This is a genomic window from Metapseudomonas cellulosilytica (assembly GCF_049334135.1).
Lineage (GTDB): Bacteria > Pseudomonadota > Gammaproteobacteria > Pseudomonadales > Pseudomonadaceae > Metapseudomonas.
On record NZ_JBHZGN010000012.1, the window covers coordinates 109,969 to 127,857 of the forward strand.

Consider the following 17,889-nt stretch of genomic DNA (forward strand, 5'->3'; position numbering starts at 1 on the left):
CTCGTCGGAGCACTGCCCAGCCCCGCGCACCCGCGCTAGCATGAACCCCACTTGCACAACGGCCCGCTCCTGCCATGTCGCTACTCGAACAGAATCAGGTCTTCCAATCCCTCAGCAGTTCGCCCAATGCTCGCCTGGAGCACAGTGCTGAGCTGGGCGATGGCCTGGGCGCGGCGCTCTGGAGCAATCACCACGATGCGCGGGATTACCATGGGCCGAAGGTCCACACCCTGTCCTGCTACCTGGCCGGCGGTACCGGTACCTACCGCCGCGAGCAGCCGGGCACCAAGGGCGCGCCGGACAAGCTGTGCGTATTGCCGGCTGGCCACGAATCGTCCTGGGTGATCAACGGCGAGATCCGCCTGGTCCACCTCTACTTCAGCGCCGAGCACTTCGCCGAAGCCGCGGTTACCCTGCTGGATCGCGAACCCCGTGAGTTGCAGTTGCGCGAGCTGACCTTCCTCGACGATCCGCAGCAGGCACGAAACTTCCACCAGCTGATTCGCCTGGACTGGGATGAGCCCGCCGAGCGCCTGCGGGCCTCGAGCCTGGCCCATGAAATGATCCACCACAGCCTGCTGACCCAGGCTGGGCTGCGCGATGGCTTGCGACTGAAAGGCGGATTGGCGCCGGCGCTGCGCAAGCGCCTGGTGGACTACATCGAGAACCGCCTGGCGGAGCCCGTCAGCCTGGGCGAACTGGCGGCCTTCGCCGCACTTTCCGAGTACCACTTCGCGCGGATGTTCCGCGAAAGCTTCGGCATGCCGCCGCACCAGTACGTACTTGCGCGCCGCCTGGCGCGGGCGCGCACGCTGCTGCGGGATACCGCGCTGCCCCTGGGGGAGATCGCCCTGGCCTGCGGCTTCGCCAGTGCCAGCCACTTCAGCAACCGCTTCCGCGCGGCGCTGGGCGGCTCACCCGGAACTTTCAGGGCGGCACTGCGCTGATCAGGGACTGCAATCGTAGGGTGGGCTTCAGCCCACCAGCGGAGTTCACCGCGCTCGGCCCCAAGACCACCTGGCCACAGCAAGACCGGGTAATCAGAACACCATGTCGGAGAGGCGCCAGACCTCGAAAGCGGGGGTTTCGTAGGGATGGGCCTTCTTCAGCGCCTTGACCGCCTCATGGATCAGTTCGTCGGCCACCACCATCTCCACCTTCCACTCGGCCACGTGCTCCACGGCCCCGGTCTGCCCCAGGAAGGGCTTGCTGCCCTCCAGCGGACGGAACTGGCCCTGGCCAAGAGCCTGCCAGCAGCAGCTGTCATAGGCGCCAATGCGCCCGCCGCCTGCGGCGAACACGGCCTTTTTCACGGGTTCCAGATGGCTTTCCGGAACGTAGAAGCACAGCTTGTACATCAGGTTCTCCGCATGAATCGGATGACTGGATCAGGCCCGGCAAGGACGCCAAGAATAGTGGCACTTTGATTTCAAACTTGCCGCGGCGCCGTTCACACACCGCGATATGGACCCGCGACTCAGAAAAGCGTTCTCCACGGGTCCAGTCAAACTGGCGATAAGTGAGACGCCCTACTCACCTTTGCAGAATCGCCGCCAGCGCTGGCCGAAGGTCGCGGTGGGCGGGCTGTGGCTGCCATCGCAGTATGGCAGCCGCGCGGACTGGCCACAGCGGCAGAGCAGCAGGCGCTGTTCGCGGCGGACGGTCAGGGCCAGGCCGTCGGGGCAACCAGATGGGCAATCGGGCAGTTGCGCGGAGCGGCCGCAGCGGCAGAGCAGACAACTGTCGCCGGGCTGGAGCAGACGGACTTCGGGGAGCTGTGGGTCCGTCATGGGCGGGGCTCGAAAAGAAAAAGGCGGGAGAAGAGTGCCTTCTCCCGCCTTTCGCTGTCGATGTCCGAGTGGGCCAATCAAGCGCCCTCTGGGTCATCAGATGGCCTTCGGCCTTTTAATCCACCCAGACGCGGGCGTTGCGGAACATGCGCATCCAGCCGGCGTCTTCCTGCCACTCATCCGGGCGCCAGGAGTTCTGCACGGCACGGAACACGCGCTCCGGGTGCGGCATCATGATGGTCACGCGGCCGTCGCGGCTGGTGAGGCCGGTGATGCCGCGCGGCGAGCCGTTGGGGTTGGCCGGGTAGGTCTCGGTGACCTTGCCGTGGCTGTCGACGAAGCGCAGGGATACACAACCGGACAGGTCGGCTTCCAGCAGGGCCTCCTCGCTTTCGAACTCGGCATGGCCTTCACCGTGGGCGATGGCGATGGGCATGCGCGAGCCGGCCATGCCGCGCAGGAAGATCGAGGACGACTCCTGCACCTGGACCATGGCCACACGGGCTTCGAACTGCTCCGAGCGGTTGCGCACGAAGTGCGGCCAGAACTCGGTGCCGGGAATCAGCTCGTGCAGGTTGGACATCATCTGGCAACCGTTGCACACGCCCAGGGCGAAGCTGTCCTTGCGCTCGAAGAAGGCCTGGAAGCCATCACGGGCACGGGCATTGAAGAGGATGGACTTGGCCCAGCCTTCACCGGCGCCGAGCACGTCGCCGTAGGAGAAGCCGCCGCAAGCCACCAGGCCCTTGAAGTCTTCCAGGCTGACGCGACCGGCGAGGATATCGCTCATGTGCACGTCGATAGCGGAGAAGCCGGCGCGGTCGAAGGCCGCGGCCATTTCCACCTGGCCGTTGACGCCCTGCTCGCGGAGGATCGCCACCTGCGGGCGCACACCCTTCTTGATGTAGGGCGCGGCGATGTCCTGGTTGACGTCGAAACCGAGCTTGACCGACAGGCCGGGGTTGTCTTCTTCCAGCAGGATGTCGAATTCCTGGTCGGCGCAGTCGGCGTTGTCGCGCAGGCGCTGGACGCGGTAGCTGGTTTCAGCCCACTGGCGCTGCAGCATGCGGCGTTCACCACCGAACACGGCTTCGCTGTTGAAGCTGATGGCGACGTTGGCACCGTTGACCGGCTGGCCGATCACCGCCACGCAGTCGCCGAGGCCGGCGGCGCTGAACTGGGCCAGCACTTCCGGGGTGGCATCCTGGCGAACCTGGATGACCGCGCCCAGCTCTTCGTTGAACAGCACGGCAGACAGGCCATCGCGGTTGTCGGCGAGGGCGTCGAGGTAGAGGTCCAGGCCGCAATGGCCGGCGAAGGCCATTTCCAGCACGGTGGCCAGCAGGCCGCCGTCGGAGCGGTCGTGGTAGGCCAGCAGGTGGCCATCGTCGTTCAGGCCCTGGATCACCGCGAAGAAGGCCTTGAGGTCTTCGGCATCGTCGACGTCCGGCACCTGCTGGCCAAGCTTGCTGTACACCTGGGCGAGGATGGAACCACCCAGGCGGTTCTGGCCACGGCCGAGGTCGACCAGGATCAGGTCGGTCTCGCCCTTGTCCAGGCGCAGCTGCGGGGTCAGGGTCTTGCGGATGTCGGTGACCGGGGCGAAGCCGGTGACGATCAGCGACAGCGGCGAGGTGACGGACTTGTCCACACCCTCATCCTGCCAGCGGGTCTTCATGGACATGGAGTCCTTGCCCACCGGGATGGTGATGCCCAGCGCCGGGCACAGCTCCATGCCCACGGCCTTGACGGTGTCGTACAGGCGGGCGTCCTCGCCCGGGTGGCCGGCGGCGGCCATCCAGTTGGCGGAGAGCTTGATGTCGGAGAGCTTCTCGATCTTCGAGGCGGCCAGGTTGGTGATGGTCTCGCCGATGGCCATGCGGCCGGAGGCCGGGGCGTTCAGCAGGGCCAGCGGGGTGCGTTCGCCCATGGCCATGGCTTCGCCGGTGTAGACGTCGAAGCTGGTGGCGGTGACGGCGCAGTCGGCGACCGGCACCTGCCAGGGGCCGACCATCTGGTCGCGGGCCACCAGGCCGGTGATGGTGCGGTCGCCGATGGTGATCAGGAAGCTCTTGCTGGCCACGGCCGGGTGGCGCAGGACACGGCTGACGGCATCGTCGAGGTTCAGCTCGGCGGCGGCGAAGTCATCGCCCAGCTCCGCTTCGCGGCTGACGGAGCGGTGCATGCGCGGCGGCTTGCCGAGTAGGACCTCGAGCGGCATGTCCACCGGCTTGTTGCCGAAGTGGCTGTCGGCCACGGTCAGGTGACGCTCTTCGATCGCCTCGCCCACTACGGCGAAGGGGCAGCGCTCGCGCTCGCAGATGGCCTTGAAACGCTCGAAGTCGGCGGCGTCCACGGAAAGCACGTAACGCTCCTGGGACTCGTTGCACCAGATTTCCAGCGGGCTCATGCCCGGCTCGTCGTTGGGCACGGCGCGCAGTTCGAAACGGCCGCCGCGGCCACCGTCGTTGATCAGTTCCGGCAGGGCGTTGGAGATACCGCCGGCACCCACGTCGTGGATGAACTTGATGGGGTTTTCCGAACCCATCTGCCAGCAGCGGTCGATCACTTCCTGGCAACGGCGCTCCATTTCCGGGTTGTCGCGCTGTACCGAGGCGAAGTCCAGGTCGGCAGAGCTGGCGCCGGTGGCCATGGAGGAAGCCGCGCCGCCGCCCAGGCCGATGAGCATGGCCGGGCCGCCGAGGACGATCAGCTTGGCGCCAACGGAGATTTCGCCCTTCTGCACGTGCTCGGCACGGATATTGCCCATGCCGCCGGCGAGCATGATCGGCTTGTGGTAGCCGCGTACTTCTTCACCGTGAGGGGTGTCGATGGCCTGCTCGAAGGTACGGAAATAGCCGGTCAGGGCCGGACGGCCGAACTCGTTGTTGAACGCGGCGCCGCCCAGCGGGCCCTCGATCATGATGTCCAGCGGGGTGACGATGCGCTCGGGCTTGCCGTAGGGCTTCTCCCAGGGCTGCTCGAAACCGGGGATCTGCAGGTTGGAGACGGTGAAGCCGGTCAGGCCCGCCTTGGGCTTGGCGCCGCGGCCGGTGGCGCCTTCGTCGCGGATCTCGCCGCCGGAGCCGGTGGATGCGCCAGGGAAGGGGGCGATGGCGGTCGGGTGGTTGTGGGTCTCCACCTTCATCAGGATGTGCACGGGCTCCTGGGTCGCGCCGTACTGGCGGGTCGCCGGGTCCGGGAAGAAGCGCCCGGCGGTGGAGCCCTCGATCACCGAGGCGTTGTCCTTGTAGGCGGACAGCACGCCGTCGCGGTGCATCTCGTAGGTGTTCTTGATCATGCCGAACAGGCTCTTCTCCTGAGCCTGGCCGTCGATGTCCCAGCTGGCGTTGAAGATCTTGTGGCGGCAGTGCTCGGAGTTCGCCTGGGCGAACATCATCAGCTCGACGTCGTGGGGGTTGCGGCCCAGCTCGACGAAGCTCTTCACCAGGTAGTCGATCTCGTCCTCGGCCAGTGCCAGGCCCAGTTCGACGTTGGCTTTCTCCAGCGCGGCGCGGCCGCCACCGAGGATGTCGACGACGGTCAGCGGCTTGGGCTGGGCATGGCTGAACAGGCCGGCGGCCTCTTCCTGGCCGGCCAGCACCAGCTGGGTCATGCGGTCATGCAGGCTGCTGGCGATCAGTTGCGCGTCGGCGTCGCTGATCTCGCCGGCCACGTAGTAGGCGATACCGCGCTCCAGGCGCTCGATCTTGGCCAGGCCGCAGTTGCGGGCGATGTCGGTGGCCTTGCTCGACCAGGGCGAGATGGTGCCGAAGCGCGGCACCACCAGGAACAGGCGGCCGCTGGGCTCCTGCACCGGGACGCTGGGGCCGTACTTGAGCAGGCGGGCCAGGACTTGCTCTTCCTCCCCGGTGAGCACGCCAGTCACCTCGGCGAAGTGGGTGAACTCGGCGTAGAGTCCGCTGACGGCGGGAACCTTCTGGGTCAGTTGCTCGAGCAGTTTGCCGTGGCGAAAGGCGGAAAGGGCGGGAGCACCGCGCAGGATCAACATCTTCGGGACAGCCTCTGGGGAAGGGGTGTGCTTGGAGGCCGTGCATTCTAGCGCAAAGCGCCGCTTTCCGGCACCTCTGAAGGCGCCTCGCGTCGCCGTACAGCTAGCAGAGAAGATGCCACCTGTCGAGATATGGCGCCCGCCAGGCTTTGCGTATACTCCGTGGATGCTAAATCAACACGTGTTCGGCACACGTCGGGCTTTCTGGGCCCTGGCTACCGGATTCTTCCTGATGCTCGTCGGCTGCAAGCAGCCCACCACCCTCGAGCGCGTACAGGAGGAGGGTGTGCTACGCGTGATCACCCGCAACAGCCCTGCGACCTACTTCGAGGATCGAAACGGCGAAACCGGCTTCGAGTACGAGCTGGTCAAGCGCTTCGCCGACGACCTGGGCGTCGAGCTCAAGATCGAGACCGCCGACAAGCTGGACGACGTCTTCTCCAGCCTGGGCCAGGCCAACGGCCCGGTGCTGGCCGCCGCCGGCCTGGTGGCCAGCGAGACGCGCAAGAACGAGGTGCGTTTCTCCCACTCCTACCTGGACGTCACCCCCCAGGTCATCTACCGCAACGGCGAACGCCGCCCTACTCGCCCCGAGGACCTGGTGGGCCGGCGCATCATGGTGCTCAAGGGCAGCAGCCACGCCGAACAGCTGGCGGCACTGAAAGCCACCCTACCGGGCCTGAAGTACGAGGAATCCGACGAATTCGAAGTCGTCGACCTGCTGCGCATGGTCGACGAAGGGCAGATCGACCTGACCCTGGTGGACTCCAACGAGCTGGCGATGAACCAGGTCTACTTCCCCAACGTGCGTGTCGCCTTCGACCTGGGCGACGCCACCAGCCTGGCCTGGGCCATGGCGCCGGGGGAGGACAACAGCCTGTACGACGAAGTCAACGCCTTCCTCGACAAGGCGCGCAAGGACGGCACGCTGCAACGCCTGAAGGAGCGCTATTACGGCCATGTGGACGTACTGGGCTACGTCGGCGCCTACACCTTCGCCAGGCACCTCCAGCAGCGCCTGCCGCGCTACGAACAGCACTTCCGTCACGCCTCGCAGAAGAACGACGTGGACTGGCGCCTGCTGGCGGCCATCGGCTACCAGGAATCCCTCTGGCAACCCACCGCCACCTCCAAGACCGGCGTGCGCGGCATGATGATGCTCACCGAGGGTACGGCCAAGGCCATGGGGGTGTCCAACCGCCTGAACGCCCAGCAGAGCATCCACGGCGGCGGCAAGTACTTCACCATGATCAAGGACGGCCTCTCCGATGACCTCAAGGAGCCGGATCGCACCTGGTTCGCCCTGGCCGCCTACAACATCGGCATCGCCCACCTCAGTGATGCACGCAAGCTGGCCGAGGCCGAAGGCCTCAACCCGAACAAGTGGCTGGACGTGAAGAAGATGCTGCCGCGCCTGTCGCAGAAGCAGTGGTACAGCAAGACCCGCTACGGCTACGCCCGTGGTGGCGAAACGGTGCACTTCGTGCAGAACATCCGCCGCTACTACGACATCCTCACCTGGGTGACCCAGCCGCAGATGGAAGGCAGCCAACTGGCGGAGAACGCCACCCACCTGCCAGGCATCAACAAGACCCGGCCTCCCGAGAACCAGGACGAGAGGCTCTGAGGCCCACCTCGCGGATTACCACGCTGCGCACGGTTCCTCCGTAGGGTGGACCACGCTTTTCCGGTCCACCATCGGTGTCAGGCGGAGCGCCGAATGGTGGATGGAAGAGCGCCATCCACCCTACGGGGACTGCGGAGTACGAGGGTTTGACCACGCTTCACTGGCCCAGCATCAGCGCTACGAATCTGCATCCTTGCGCTTCGCCCGCCGGGCCTGGAAGAAGCCCGAAAGCAGCTCGCTGCACGCCTGCGCCAGCACCCCGCCCTCCACCAGTACCCGGTGGTTGAGGAAGTCCTGATTGAAGAACTGCCCCCGGCTGACCACCACACCGGCCTTGGGCTCGGTGGCGCCATAGACCACGCGGGTGATCCGCGAATGGACGATGAGCCCGGCACACATGCTGCAGGGCTCCAGGGTCACATAGAGGGTGCTGCCCACCAGGCGGTAGTTCTCCAGCCGGCTGGCGGCATCGCGCACCGCCACCATCTCGGCATGGGCGCTGGGATCGTGCCCGGAGATGGGGCAGTTGAAGCCGCGCCCGACGATTTCGCCGTCCTTGACCAACACCGCCCCCACCGGCACCTCGCCCAGTTCCGCGCCCCGGCGGGCGAGTTCGAGGGCTTCGCGCATGAAGTGTTCATCGCGGCTGCGGTCGATGATCTGGGGTTGGCGCATGGTCGGCTCAGGCAACCTCGATGGCGGCCATCAGGCCGGTTTCCATGTGGTCGATGACGTGGCAGTGGAACATCCACACCCCTGGGTTATCCGCCACCAGCGCGATGCGCGCGGTCTCGTTCTTGCCCAGCAGGTAGGTGTCGGTGAAATAGGGAACGATGTCCTTGCGGTCCGAGTCCAGCACCTTGAAGGCCATGCCGTGCAAATGGACGGGGTGCAGGTACTGCGCCATGTTGCGCAGTTCGAAGATGTAGTGGCCATCCTTCTGTAACTTGGCGATGGGCCGGTCGGCGCAGGTCTTGTCATTGATGTCCCAGGCCTTGCCGTTGATCTGCCAATAGTTGCTCGGCCGCCCGGCGGCGCTGGCCAGGGTGGCTGCCCATTCGAAGTTGAAGCGCAGCACCTGGGCCTTCTCCAGGTCGGGCTCCGGCACCGGGTTGGCCGGCAGCCGCGCCGGCCAGTCGCCGGGCACCTCGTTGCTGGCCACGCTCTTCAGCGTCGCCAGGCGCAGCGGGCCGTTGCGCAGGGGCAACTCGGTACCGGCCGCCGGTACCTTGATGGCCAGCTCGATGCGCATGCCCGGGCCGAGCCAGTATTCCTTGTCCAACTCGCGGGGCTCGATCGGGTGGCCGTCGAGGGCGTAGATGCGCACTTCGGCCCCCGGCAGGTTGAGCCGATAGGTGACGGTGTTGTCCAGGTTGAGCAGCCGCAGGCGGACCACCTGGCCGGCGGGGAGCTCCAGGGTTGGCAGCGGCTTGCCGTTGATGGTGGTCAGGCGGCCGCGGGTGCCTTCCCGGGCGGCCTCGCGCGGCACGCTGAAGGCGCTGAAGGCGCCGTCCTGGTCCACATGCCAGGTCTTCAGGCTGAGCACCTTCTCATGCTTGAAGCCGCTGGGCTCGCGCTCTTCGACGATCAGCGGACCGACCAGGCCGCGCCCCAGCTGATGGGCGCTGGACAGGTGCGGGTGGTACCAGAAGCTGCCAGCATCCTCGGTCTTGAAGCGATAGTCGAAGTATTCGCCCGGCAGCACCGGCAGCTGGGACACATAGGGCACGCCGTCCATTTCCAGCGGCAGGCGGATGCCGTGCCAGTGGATGGTGGTGGGTTCGTCCAGCTTGTTGATGAAGCGCACCCGCAGCCAGTCGCCCTGGCGCGAGCGCAGCTCAACGCCCGGCGCCTGGCCACCGTAGGCCCAGGCCGGAGTGGTGTGGCCGGAGACCAGTTCAAGGTCCAGCGGCGCGGCGATCAGCTCGTAGTCGTGGGTTTTGGCATCCAGGGGGCGGCCGAGCCAGTAGCGCGCGCCGCCGGCACCGAGGCCGACCACGCCAAGGCACGCCAGGCCGCCGAGAATCTGTCTGCGAGTGAAGGACATGGGGTCAAGCTCCTCTGGGGAAGAACGGGGCTGTCCCATCGGCTAATCGAACCGGCCTCTGCCGGGCCGGCTTACGGGGCGCACAAGATACACCCGGGGACTGTGAAAGATAAGTGAAAGCATCTGCATTGGCCGCGACCGATGGGCGCAGCCGACTGCTCTCGGCAGGCGTAGGATGGAGGGCCCTCCCGGCTTTCCAGCAGAGGAGCGACTTCATGCACTCCACCCGCCGCCAAATGGTTCAACTCTGTCTGGGTAGCCTGGTTGCGCTGCACTGGCCACGATTCGTCCAGGCCGCCGCCAGCACCTGCCGCCTCAGCCCGGAACAGACCGCCGGCCCCTTCTACCTGGAAGATGCGCTGCTGCGCCAGGACATCACTGACGGCAAGCCGGGCATCCCGCTGCGGCTGCAGTTCCAGGTGCTGGAACTGGACGGCTGCCGGCCCCTGGACGATGCCGCCCTCGAGGTCTGGCACTGCGACGCCGAGGGCGCCTACTCGGGCGTCGGGACCCGCGATACCAGCCGCTTCCTGCGCGGTGTGCAGATCACCGACGGCGAGGGCCGCGCGGAGTTTCGCAGCATTCTCCCGGGCTGCTACCCCGGCCGCACCAACCACGTGCACCTCAAGGTGCATCTGGGCGAACGGGACATCCACACCGGCCAGCTGTACTTCCCCGAGGCCGTCATCCGCCCCGCCATGGCCCGGCCGCAGTACCAGTACTCCGGGCAGGACTGGACGCCGCTCGAGCAGGACGACATCTACCGTCGCCAAGGGGGCGAGCAGTCCATCGCCGAGTTGGTGGAGGATGGCGAAGGCTTCGTGGCGCGGCTGACGCTGGTGGTCGACGCCCGTAGCTAATCGTGCCAGGGACCAGCAGTCAAAGGCGAAAAGGCCTAGGGCCTGTCCAAATCATCCATATGAGGAAAGCGAATGAACTGACACAGTAGGAGGACGGTGGTCGCTTTCATCGTCGGAAGATAGTTGAGACATTCCCAAGTAGAGACGCCGCTCGGTAGAAGGGTTCCGCCGAACGCTTTCCAAGGGATGAATCACGGGATAGAGGTTGCACAAGGCGGGCTGATCATCGGGTTTTCCAGCATCTCGATGAGCCTATGGTTCTCCAGGCGAGCAGCACGATCTTCCAGACTATGCATGGGGACTCTCGATGAGGTTGTTATCCAGGCGCCTGCCAAGCACCAGAACATTGCAGTGCTTTCTTGCCGTTGCCCAAGAGCTGAACTTCCGCAGCGCGGCAGAGTTGCTGCACATGACCCAACCACCATTATCACGCCAGATACAGGGATTGGAGTCCTACCTCGGAGTGCAATTGATCCAGCGGAGTACCAACCGTGTGACCCTGACTCCGGCTGGAGAGGCGTTCAAAATCGACGCCCATGAACTCCTCGCTGAACTTAACGCGGCAATTGAAAACCTGAGATCCCACTTCGATGATCGACACGACACCACGAGCAGAGTGCGAATTGGCGTTACCAGTGTTGTCGACCATTTGCTGAACCCCTGCCTCCAGGCGCTGGCGAGCAATCCCGAGCGCATCGGCGGATATCCCTTGGAACGAGCCTACTCCAAGCATCTTGTTCAACGGGTTATCCAGAATGAGCTGGACATCGCCATTGTAGGGAACATCTCCGATCCACCGGAAAGTCTGACGGTCGAGACAATTGGTTGCGAACCGATGATTGCGGTTCTGCCATCCGACCATCCAGCTGCGAGAGAATCCGCGGTCTGCCTGAAGGCACTTGGCCAATCGCCCCTCCTCTGGTTTGCCCGCACAGACAATCCGGCTTTCTACGACAAATGCGAAACCGTCTTCGAAGTGCACAGCTATAGGGCACAGAGACGGCTGGAGCCCAAGGATTTCACCTTGCTACTCGCATCCGTGGCGGCAGGTGAGGGAGTGGCGTTGTGTCCCAAATCGATGTGCGGCACATCCCGAGTAGGTGTGACATACCGTCTCCTCGAACCAGGACTCGAGAAGTTGCTGACCATAGACATCCACATGGTCACCCGTGCGCGAGAAACCAGAGCATGTGTCCTGGAGAAAATGAAGGCGATTCGCATGCGATCGCCTTCACTCCTGTCACCGCCCCATGCCGGAAAAGTTGGCAGGGCTATGCGTTGATGCCCCGCATTCCGGATTCTCCATAGCGCTCACCTCGAATTTCCGAGGCCGGCCAGGAACGATCCAGCAACGCCAGATCTGCGGGACTCAGGTCCACACTCGATGCGCCAAGGTTCTCTTGGAGAAATGCTGATCTGCGCGTGCCGGGTATTGGAACTATGTCGGGCCCTTTGGCAAGCAGCCACGCCAGGGCAACCTGGCCAACTGTAGCCTTGTGATCATCTGCAATATCCCGAATCGAATCCAACAAGCGCAGGTTGTGCGAAAGGTTGTGTTCCTCAAAGCGCGGATTGCCTCGTCTGAAATCCCCTTCCGACAGGTCGGCAGTACTGGTCAAGCGACCGCTTAGAAATCCGCGACCAAGGGGCGAATAGGCAACAAAGCCAATACCAAGCTTTCTCACCATCGGCAGGATGTCCTTCTCGACGTCTCGGCTCCACAGTGAGTATTCAGACTGCAGGGCCGCAACAGGGTGTACCCGGTGAGCCCGCTCCAATGTGCTTGCGGAGACCTCGCAGAGCCCCACATGGGCGATCTTGCCCTCTTTCACTAATTCGGCAAGGCACCCCATCGTCTCTTCGATATCAGCTTCGGGATCGACCCGATGGATGTAGTAGAGATCAATGCGCTCGACCCCTAATCGTTCAAGGGAGCCTTCGCAGGCACTTCGTATATATGCAGGGGTGTTGTTGATTCGTCGAGGAGCTGTGGGACCACCGGAGCGTTCAATTCCGCACTTGGTTGCGATCTTCAGTTCCCCGCCCCGCCTGAGAGAAGCCGCGCTCTTCAGCAGCCCCCCGATCAGTAGTTCGTTATGTCCACGACCGTACATATCCGCTGTATCGATCATCGTTACACCATGCTCAACAACCTCACGCAGCAGTGTTCTGGATGCATCATCATCCGACGGGCCGTAGAACTCGCTCATGCCCATCGCGCCGAAACCTATCGCAGAAACACAGAGGCCGTCTCCAAGCCTGCGCATTGGCAATCTGGCTCGCTGCCTGAATCCCTGCTGACTGGTCGTACTCATACTCCTTTCTCCTTACCCTGGGCGCTTTACTCTAAGCCTATCGCGCATCAGAACCCTCGAACGCCGCGAGCGCTGCCCGGTAAGCGGTCAGTCCGTTCATGCAAGCAGGGACTCCTGCGTATATGGCCATCTGAATCACGATCTCCAGCAGCTCCGCTGGAGACACTCCGACATTGAGGGCACCGCGCATATGAAACTCCAATTGGGAAGGTGCATTTCCAAGTGCAGTCAGAGCAGCGACGGTCAACATCTCGCGGGTTTTGAGACCTAGACCAGGGCGTCCCAATACATCGGCAAACGCGTAGTCCGTGACCAGTCGTGCCAGATCAGGATCCAAATCGGCAAGACTGGACGTCACTCTCTCCGCTGTGCCTGGTTCCAGAGCGTCCATGAGACGGCGACCTCGCTGGGTCTTTCCGCTGCTTCGTTCCAATTCACTCTTCATTGAGCAATCTCCTCCTGAAATACCGGAGTGGGGCGGTCGAGCCAGGCGACCAGTAGAATCGCCAACCCACCGCTCATCCCGGCGACTTTCAGGACAGCTGGGAGCCCGCTATGGCTCAAGATCCAGGCCCCAATCATTGCACCTATTCCAATTGCGGCATTGAAAATAGCGACATAGACCGCTGATGCAGGCATGACCGCAGTTCCTGAAGTACGAAGAATCCAGGTCTGGAAGCCAACAAAAATTGCCGAAGTGGAGCAGCCCCAAATCACCAGCGTGAAACTGATTCCCAGAATGCCGAGACGATCTCCCCACTGTCCCATGACCAGAAGAGCGAGACTTAACAACCCGAGGGCGAGCATCAAAAAAGGCTTCAAATAGCGGTCGATGAAAATCCCTGTAAGCAAGTTGGCGAACAGGCCTGCAGCACCAAAACCAAAAAGCAATGCAGCAACCAGGGGCACTGAAACGCCAGGGGCGCTACGCAGGAAAGGCTCGATAAAGGTGAAGGCTGCAAAGTGCCCGGTGACCGCTAGTGCAGTGGCTGCATAAATCCCCCGCAAATCTGCCCGGCGCAGCACGCCGGCAAGCGCTGCATAACCTGCCTTTTCAGGTTGCCGCTGAATGCTGGGAAGTATGGGAAGCATCAGAAGCACTGCAATCAGGCTGAGCCCACAGATGCCACCAAAGGACATGCGCCAGTTACCGACCTGGGCAATGAAGTTGGCCAATGGAACGCCAAGAACACTGGCCACGGAAACACCGCCGAAAACTATCGAGGTTGCCAAGCCTACGTGCCGAGCAGGCGCTATCTGTGCTGCTGTAGCGGCGATCACGGCCCAGAAGAGCCCGTGCACTAAAGCACCAAGGACCCGGGCCAGCAGGAACATGCCGAAATTAAGTGCAAGCAACGCAATTGCATTCGACAGGGTCAGCCCTAACATGAGTCCAATCAAAAGCGGCTTGCGAGGCAAACCGTTCAGTGCGAGGGCCGCCAGCAGCGCACTACAGGCACCTATCCATGCGTAAAGGGTGACCGTGAGTCCAACAACCGCGTCACTACGACCGAACTCAAGTGCGATAGGCGACAAAAGTCCTATAGGTGCCAGTTCGGTAGTGACAATAGTGAACGCACCCACACCGAGGAGGACAATAGACAACCAGACACGCCACGCCGGTAGCTGTTGAGCAGGTGCCGCTGATGCAGAGAATTCCATTTGAATCGCTCCAAAGTCATTGAGTCGATGCCATAACGTTATGCAGGCAGTCGCTTCCAACCACGAACGGAAGCCAGTGCAATCAGTTCCCCGTCATCTCCGATAGCAACTGCGTTACCAACAGCTTCGAGCATCGGCGAGTCCGAGATGTCGTCACCGTATCCAAAGCAGTTCTGAGCAAGCCCATTCTCTTGCTGGAGGAAACTGGCGATAGCTTCAACCTTTCCTTGGCCTATGGTTTGCGGAAGATCGATTTCACCGGTCAATCGCCCGTCTGTATCGACCTGCAATTTCGTGCACAAGCAATGTTCGACGTTCAAAGCTCTGGCCAGCGGCTCCAGTAGCGGCAACATGGAACCGGACACAAAGACAGGGATATCACCAGACCGCTGATGTACCTTTAATTGAGCAACCACGTGCTCAATGTAGGGAGGTCTCGATACACAGAATCTATCCTCAAACCATTCCCGCCCTGCTACTTCCAGAACCTGCAGCGAAACCCCATGAAAGAACCGGTAGTACAGCCGATTCAGTTCCTCTCGGGACAAGCCCTCTGCCCGTGCTTGCGCGAAAGCTGCTTGAAAGCGCCGACAGAGTTTTTGGTCATTTTTTCGACCGCACCAGAACGGGAAGAAGTCGAACATGCTCTTTAGCGAGATTATCGTCTCGTCGACATCAAAGAATGCAAAACACTTCCTTGAGTCGTGAGCCACGGAATCAGAAGTCAGGTTGGCGGCCCCATTCATCAGGAGTCTCCATAGATCAAACGCCTACTTTTCTGCTGGAACTCCGGGTCAGTCCCAAGCACGCCGGCATCCCCCCATCGAGAAGGCTCAACCTCCTGGATACAGACGGATATCTTGTCGAGCGGAACCTCACACGCGATGTGGACAGCTCGAGTTACCTCCTCAATCAAAGCGCGCGCAACACTTTCGTCTTTTAACGGCCATGTCGAAATATGAACTACAGGCATGGAATAACCCTCAACAGCAGTAACATACATTTCGCAGAAAGAGTGCGTCTAACCGCGCGTGAGAAAATCGGAGAACTCATCAACTTTCAATTTCAATTGAGCGTGTATATCTGCGCCCAAGCCATACCATCCGACAGCTCCGCCGTGACTCATCTGGGAGCTCATGTACAAGACAATCACATTGATAATACGATTGGAGTCAGGAAGATTCGCATCAGGAAACGGATTAGGTAGTACTGCCCAGTAACGCCCGACACCCTCAGCGTCTGTTAGAAATACATTGGGTACGCCGAGCGGACCCGGCCGACTGGGGCGGTCCACGCGCAGATCGTGCTGGCGCAAACTCATAACGGTGTACAAGCTGTACGGTATTAAGTGTTTGCACTCCAATTCGAATCGTGCGCTGCGTCCATCGTCAGCTAAGTAGACCTTCAACTCGCCACTTGCCTGCAACCATATTCCCAGCGTTATGGGAGATTGAGGTCTGCGACCATCCTCAGCACGAATATCTGGAATCGGCGCAGCATGAAGGGGGAAACTTGGCCGGTGCTCATAATGTGCACTGGGCCGCTGCTCAGGCGCGAATAACATCGTGTAATTGTTCGACGGCAAGGGAAGCGGCAACGTATGCAGCACCATATCGGCCAACTCCCCCAGATTCTCCGGATCGATCCACCTCTGCACGTCATATGCACCTAGTTCATTGAATGGCGGAGGGCGCGTAGCAGAAGAGACAATCGCACTTCCCCAGGAAAGCGTGCCTTCGACTTGCGGAATTCTCCCTACGACTATGAAGTCGCCTCGCTCATTCACGACTTCGCTAGGAGGGTAAAGCGGCCCTTGGGTGGTAACGCTAAGAGAAAATGTCTGGCTCATCGATTGAGCTCCACCAACTGAGTACCGTCACTCTCTGGCTGGAATGAGCGCACGACTTCCTGCTGCGCTCCGAGCATCTCCTGAGTAACCTGACGGGCTAGTTCAGCCTCTTTCGATGCAATGCGACTAGCGGGATAGACAGTGAATGAAACGTCGGCGGTTGCGCAGGCAACGTCATTCTGGACTACAGACATAATTACGTTGTAGCGCGCATGCAGCCCTTTTCTACGTCTATCAACAATTCGATATTCCACATCCGCAGGAAGAGGGAATAGAAAGTTCATGAACGTTGTATTCATTGCGTTTATGACAAAATAGGTCTGCTCGCTCTGGAGGGGAAAGAATGTCTCCGTAACAGCCAGGAAAGATTGCCGGAATGCCTCAATGACTATCATGCCCTGCACATGCTGGCCGGTCTGGTGATCCCCCATGAGCTCACACCGCTCATCGATGTTCAGCGGAATCATAAACTCTTCATCACTCAGCCGCCGTGGAACACCAATAAGCGTGTTGTACGGTAATTTCTTGTGGCTGAGGTTGCCATCTGCTCGATCCTTTACCCGGTGCAAATCCGACAACTCCAGGAATGGTACGCAATCTTCACCCTCCTCATACTTGCTCAAGATTGAGCGAACGTCTTCTTCTCTAACACCCTGACCCAGCTTGAGCACGGCACAGATATTCATCAATTCCTTAGGAAGACTGGCCAATGCTTGAAGCTGATTTAGAGTGAGCACCTCCTTCCCCTCAGCGAACCCCTTGAACTTGTCCCCAACTAGAAAATAGCATCGACGCTCCATATCAATTCCCCACAACAAAACTTATCATGCATGCGGCAAGGCGTCATTCAAAGACGCCCACACAGAACAATCAACAGGCTACCCTTGCGTACGTGCGCGTATATAACCCGCCAACTCCCCCACTTATATATTCACTACCAGCCTGCCTGACAATTTCGCGATATCTTTCAGTTTCATAAACCGACTGATACTCAATAGGATCCCCGGAGAAACCCGCCAGGAACATAACCCCTGGCTGGCCGCTGACTATTGAGTGATAAGCAAGAAATACCTCGACTGCCGGGCTTTTCATGACTTCAGGGAATATCGTATTCGCACGCCACCTCCTATAATCCGAAGACTTTGATGGTGGCACATCGATATGACGAAGCTGAACAAAATCCGTCTGAGGAACTCTTGACGCACATGGCTTAGGCGCCTCCACGAATTCAAGAAGCTCTCTGACAACATCTGAAACCATGTGTTTTTTCAGGCGCTCCACATCCTCGCGCAACTCATCCTTCGCAGCTGAGAAGCTGGAGATATCCTCATACGCGCGAATCTGGAGCAACTCCGTCCTATCAAGATCAATATAGTGTGACACCCACTCATTTCCAGGGAGACTCACTGAAATCTCCTTGCCAATTTTAGGGTCGAGCATGAACCGCGAAGTAAGAATAATTTTCGCAGACACGGAAATCCCTCCATGGAAAACTTCACTCAATCTCATGACTGAGGAGTTTCAAAGACTACAAATCGAGCCAACCAGTAGCAATTGCTTTAAAAGCAAATCCTTTTAGGTATCAGCAGACGTTGCCCAACAACTCCTGAAATATCCAGTAGCCAGGAACAAGTAGAGAAGCCAGCCAGAGCCCTACTCTGCTCTCACGCCATTCAGCGGAGAGTAAGGTCATATAACCTGACCAGGTATTTGACGGTTGCAATCAA

Annotated in this window: 17 protein-coding genes; 4 read left to right on the forward strand and 13 right to left on the reverse strand. The window is 61.1% G+C overall.

The window, feature by feature from the left end:
- Positions 1–74 precede the first annotated feature (74 nt).
- Positions 75–947, forward strand: a complete 873-nt coding sequence (locus tag ACFW0H_RS16815) for a helix-turn-helix domain-containing protein (protein ID WP_422915008.1) — start codon at positions 75–77, stop codon at positions 945–947.
- A gap of 93 nt (positions 948–1,040) precedes the next feature.
- On the opposite strand, the gene ACFW0H_RS16820 is transcribed toward ACFW0H_RS16815, so the two are convergent.
- The 3 genes from ACFW0H_RS16820 to purL form a co-directional block, all read right to left on the reverse strand.
- Positions 1,041–1,358: a YqfO family protein gene (locus tag ACFW0H_RS16820; protein WP_422915009.1), complete on the reverse strand. Its 318-nt coding sequence runs from the start codon at positions 1,356–1,358 to the stop codon at positions 1,041–1,043.
- A 171-nt stretch (positions 1,359–1,529) separates the two neighbouring features.
- Complete coding sequence (locus ACFW0H_RS16825; RefSeq protein WP_422915010.1) at positions 1,530–1,790, reverse strand: CDGSH iron-sulfur domain-containing protein; 261 nt, start codon at positions 1,788–1,790, stop codon at positions 1,530–1,532.
- A 115-nt stretch (positions 1,791–1,905) separates the two neighbouring features.
- Positions 1,906–5,802 carry a phosphoribosylformylglycinamidine synthase gene (gene purL, locus ACFW0H_RS16830; protein WP_422915011.1) on the reverse strand — a complete coding sequence of 1,299 codons (3,897 nt, stop codon included), beginning with the start codon at positions 5,800–5,802 and terminating at the stop codon, positions 1,906–1,908.
- 166 nt (positions 5,803–5,968) lie between these two features.
- On the opposite strand from purL, the gene mltF reads away from it, so the two are divergent.
- The gene (gene mltF / locus ACFW0H_RS16835; protein ID WP_422915012.1) at positions 5,969–7,429 is read left to right on the forward strand and encodes a membrane-bound lytic murein transglycosylase MltF; all 1,461 of its coding nucleotides are present in this window, start codon (positions 5,969–5,971) and stop codon (positions 7,427–7,429) included.
- Between the two features lie 177 nt (positions 7,430–7,606).
- Here the strand turns inward: mltF and tadA are convergent, their stop codons facing one another.
- On the reverse strand, positions 7,607–8,104 hold the full coding sequence (tadA, locus tag ACFW0H_RS16840; protein ID WP_422915013.1) for a tRNA adenosine(34) deaminase TadA: 498 nt from the start codon (positions 8,102–8,104) through the stop codon (positions 7,607–7,609).
- Positions 8,105–8,111: 7 nt separating this feature from the next.
- The gene (locus tag ACFW0H_RS16845; RefSeq protein ID WP_422915014.1) at positions 8,112–9,476 is read right to left on the reverse strand and encodes a multicopper oxidase family protein; all 1,365 of its coding nucleotides are present in this window, start codon (positions 9,474–9,476) and stop codon (positions 8,112–8,114) included.
- A 215-nt stretch (positions 9,477–9,691) separates the two neighbouring features.
- On the opposite strand from ACFW0H_RS16845, the gene ACFW0H_RS16850 reads away from it, so the two are divergent.
- Both ACFW0H_RS16850 and ACFW0H_RS16855 read left to right on the forward strand, forming a co-directional pair.
- Positions 9,692–10,336: an intradiol ring-cleavage dioxygenase gene (locus tag ACFW0H_RS16850; RefSeq protein ID WP_422915015.1), complete on the forward strand. Its 645-nt coding sequence runs from the start codon at positions 9,692–9,694 to the stop codon at positions 10,334–10,336.
- A 307-nt stretch (positions 10,337–10,643) separates the two neighbouring features.
- Positions 10,644–11,618, forward strand: a complete 975-nt coding sequence (locus ACFW0H_RS16855; RefSeq protein WP_422915016.1) for a LysR family transcriptional regulator — start codon at positions 10,644–10,646, stop codon at positions 11,616–11,618.
- Here the strand turns inward: ACFW0H_RS16855 and ACFW0H_RS16860 are convergent.
- The 8 genes from ACFW0H_RS16860 to ACFW0H_RS16895 form a co-directional block, all read right to left on the reverse strand.
- Positions 11,608–12,651 (reverse strand): aldo/keto reductase, encoded by a 1,044-nt coding sequence (locus tag ACFW0H_RS16860; RefSeq protein ID WP_422915017.1) that lies wholly within the window; start codon positions 12,649–12,651, stop codon positions 11,608–11,610. The two genes, ACFW0H_RS16855 and ACFW0H_RS16860, sit on opposite strands and share 11 nt — an antisense overlap.
- 37 nt (positions 12,652–12,688) lie before the next feature.
- Positions 12,689–13,096, reverse strand: a complete 408-nt coding sequence (locus tag ACFW0H_RS16865; RefSeq protein ID WP_422915018.1) for a carboxymuconolactone decarboxylase family protein — start codon at positions 13,094–13,096, stop codon at positions 12,689–12,691.
- Positions 13,093–14,313, reverse strand: a complete 1,221-nt coding sequence (locus ACFW0H_RS16870; protein ID WP_422915019.1) for an MFS transporter — start codon at positions 14,311–14,313, stop codon at positions 13,093–13,095. The genes ACFW0H_RS16865 and ACFW0H_RS16870 overlap by 4 nt, the downstream gene beginning before the upstream one ends.
- A gap of 38 nt (positions 14,314–14,351) precedes the next feature.
- A complete protein-coding gene (locus ACFW0H_RS16875) occupies positions 14,352–15,059 on the reverse strand; it encodes an HAD family hydrolase (RefSeq protein WP_422915020.1) in 708 nt (235 codons plus the stop codon).
- On the reverse strand, positions 15,059–15,316 hold the full coding sequence (locus tag ACFW0H_RS16880) for a tautomerase family protein (protein WP_422915021.1): 258 nt from the start codon (positions 15,314–15,316) through the stop codon (positions 15,059–15,061). Before ACFW0H_RS16880 ends, ACFW0H_RS16875 begins: the two co-directional genes overlap by 1 nt.
- A gap of 18 nt (positions 15,317–15,334) precedes the next feature.
- Positions 15,335–16,162 (reverse strand): hypothetical protein, encoded by an 828-nt coding sequence (locus ACFW0H_RS16885; RefSeq protein WP_422915022.1) that lies wholly within the window; start codon positions 16,160–16,162, stop codon positions 15,335–15,337.
- Positions 16,159–16,962: an AfsA-related hotdog domain-containing protein gene (locus ACFW0H_RS16890; RefSeq protein ID WP_422915023.1), complete on the reverse strand. Its 804-nt coding sequence runs from the start codon at positions 16,960–16,962 to the stop codon at positions 16,159–16,161. The genes ACFW0H_RS16885 and ACFW0H_RS16890 overlap by 4 nt, the downstream gene beginning before the upstream one ends.
- 70 nt (positions 16,963–17,032) lie before the next feature.
- Entirely contained in the window at positions 17,033–17,635 is a 603-nt protein-coding gene (locus tag ACFW0H_RS16895; RefSeq protein ID WP_422915024.1) for a hypothetical protein, read from the reverse strand.
- Between the last annotated feature and the right edge of the window lie 254 nt (positions 17,636–17,889).

Coding starts and splice junctions, on each gene's coding strand:
- ACFW0H_RS16815 (WP_422915008.1), top strand. CDS start 75: ATGTCGCTACTCGAACAGAATCAGGTCTTCCAATCCCTCAGCAGTTCG.
- ACFW0H_RS16820 (WP_422915009.1), bottom strand. CDS start 1,358: ATGTACAAGCTGTGCTTCTACGTTCCGGAAAGCCATCTGGAACCCGTG.
- ACFW0H_RS16825 (WP_422915010.1), bottom strand. CDS start 1,790: ATGACGGACCCACAGCTCCCCGAAGTCCGTCTGCTCCAGCCCGGCGAC.
- purL (WP_422915011.1), bottom strand. CDS start 5,802: ATGTTGATCCTGCGCGGTGCTCCCGCCCTTTCCGCCTTTCGCCACGGC.
- mltF (WP_422915012.1), top strand. CDS start 5,969: ATGCTAAATCAACACGTGTTCGGCACACGTCGGGCTTTCTGGGCCCTG.
- tadA (WP_422915013.1), bottom strand. CDS start 8,104: ATGCGCCAACCCCAGATCATCGACCGCAGCCGCGATGAACACTTCATG.
- ACFW0H_RS16845 (WP_422915014.1), bottom strand. CDS start 9,476: ATGTCCTTCACTCGCAGACAGATTCTCGGCGGCCTGGCGTGCCTTGGC.
- ACFW0H_RS16850 (WP_422915015.1), top strand. CDS start 9,692: ATGCACTCCACCCGCCGCCAAATGGTTCAACTCTGTCTGGGTAGCCTG.
- ACFW0H_RS16855 (WP_422915016.1), top strand. CDS start 10,644: ATGAGGTTGTTATCCAGGCGCCTGCCAAGCACCAGAACATTGCAGTGC.
- ACFW0H_RS16860 (WP_422915017.1), bottom strand. CDS start 12,651: ATGAGTACGACCAGTCAGCAGGGATTCAGGCAGCGAGCCAGATTGCCA.
- ACFW0H_RS16865 (WP_422915018.1), bottom strand. CDS start 13,096: ATGAAGAGTGAATTGGAACGAAGCAGCGGAAAGACCCAGCGAGGTCGC.
- ACFW0H_RS16870 (WP_422915019.1), bottom strand. CDS start 14,313: ATGGAATTCTCTGCATCAGCGGCACCTGCTCAACAGCTACCGGCGTGG.
- ACFW0H_RS16875 (WP_422915020.1), bottom strand. CDS start 15,059: ATGAATGGGGCCGCCAACCTGACTTCTGATTCCGTGGCTCACGACTCA.
- ACFW0H_RS16880 (WP_422915021.1), bottom strand. CDS start 15,316: ATGTATGTTACTGCTGTTGAGGGTTATTCCATGCCTGTAGTTCATATT.
- ACFW0H_RS16885 (WP_422915022.1), bottom strand. CDS start 16,162: ATGAGCCAGACATTTTCTCTTAGCGTTACCACCCAAGGGCCGCTTTAC.
- ACFW0H_RS16890 (WP_422915023.1), bottom strand. CDS start 16,962: ATGGAGCGTCGATGCTATTTTCTAGTTGGGGACAAGTTCAAGGGGTTC.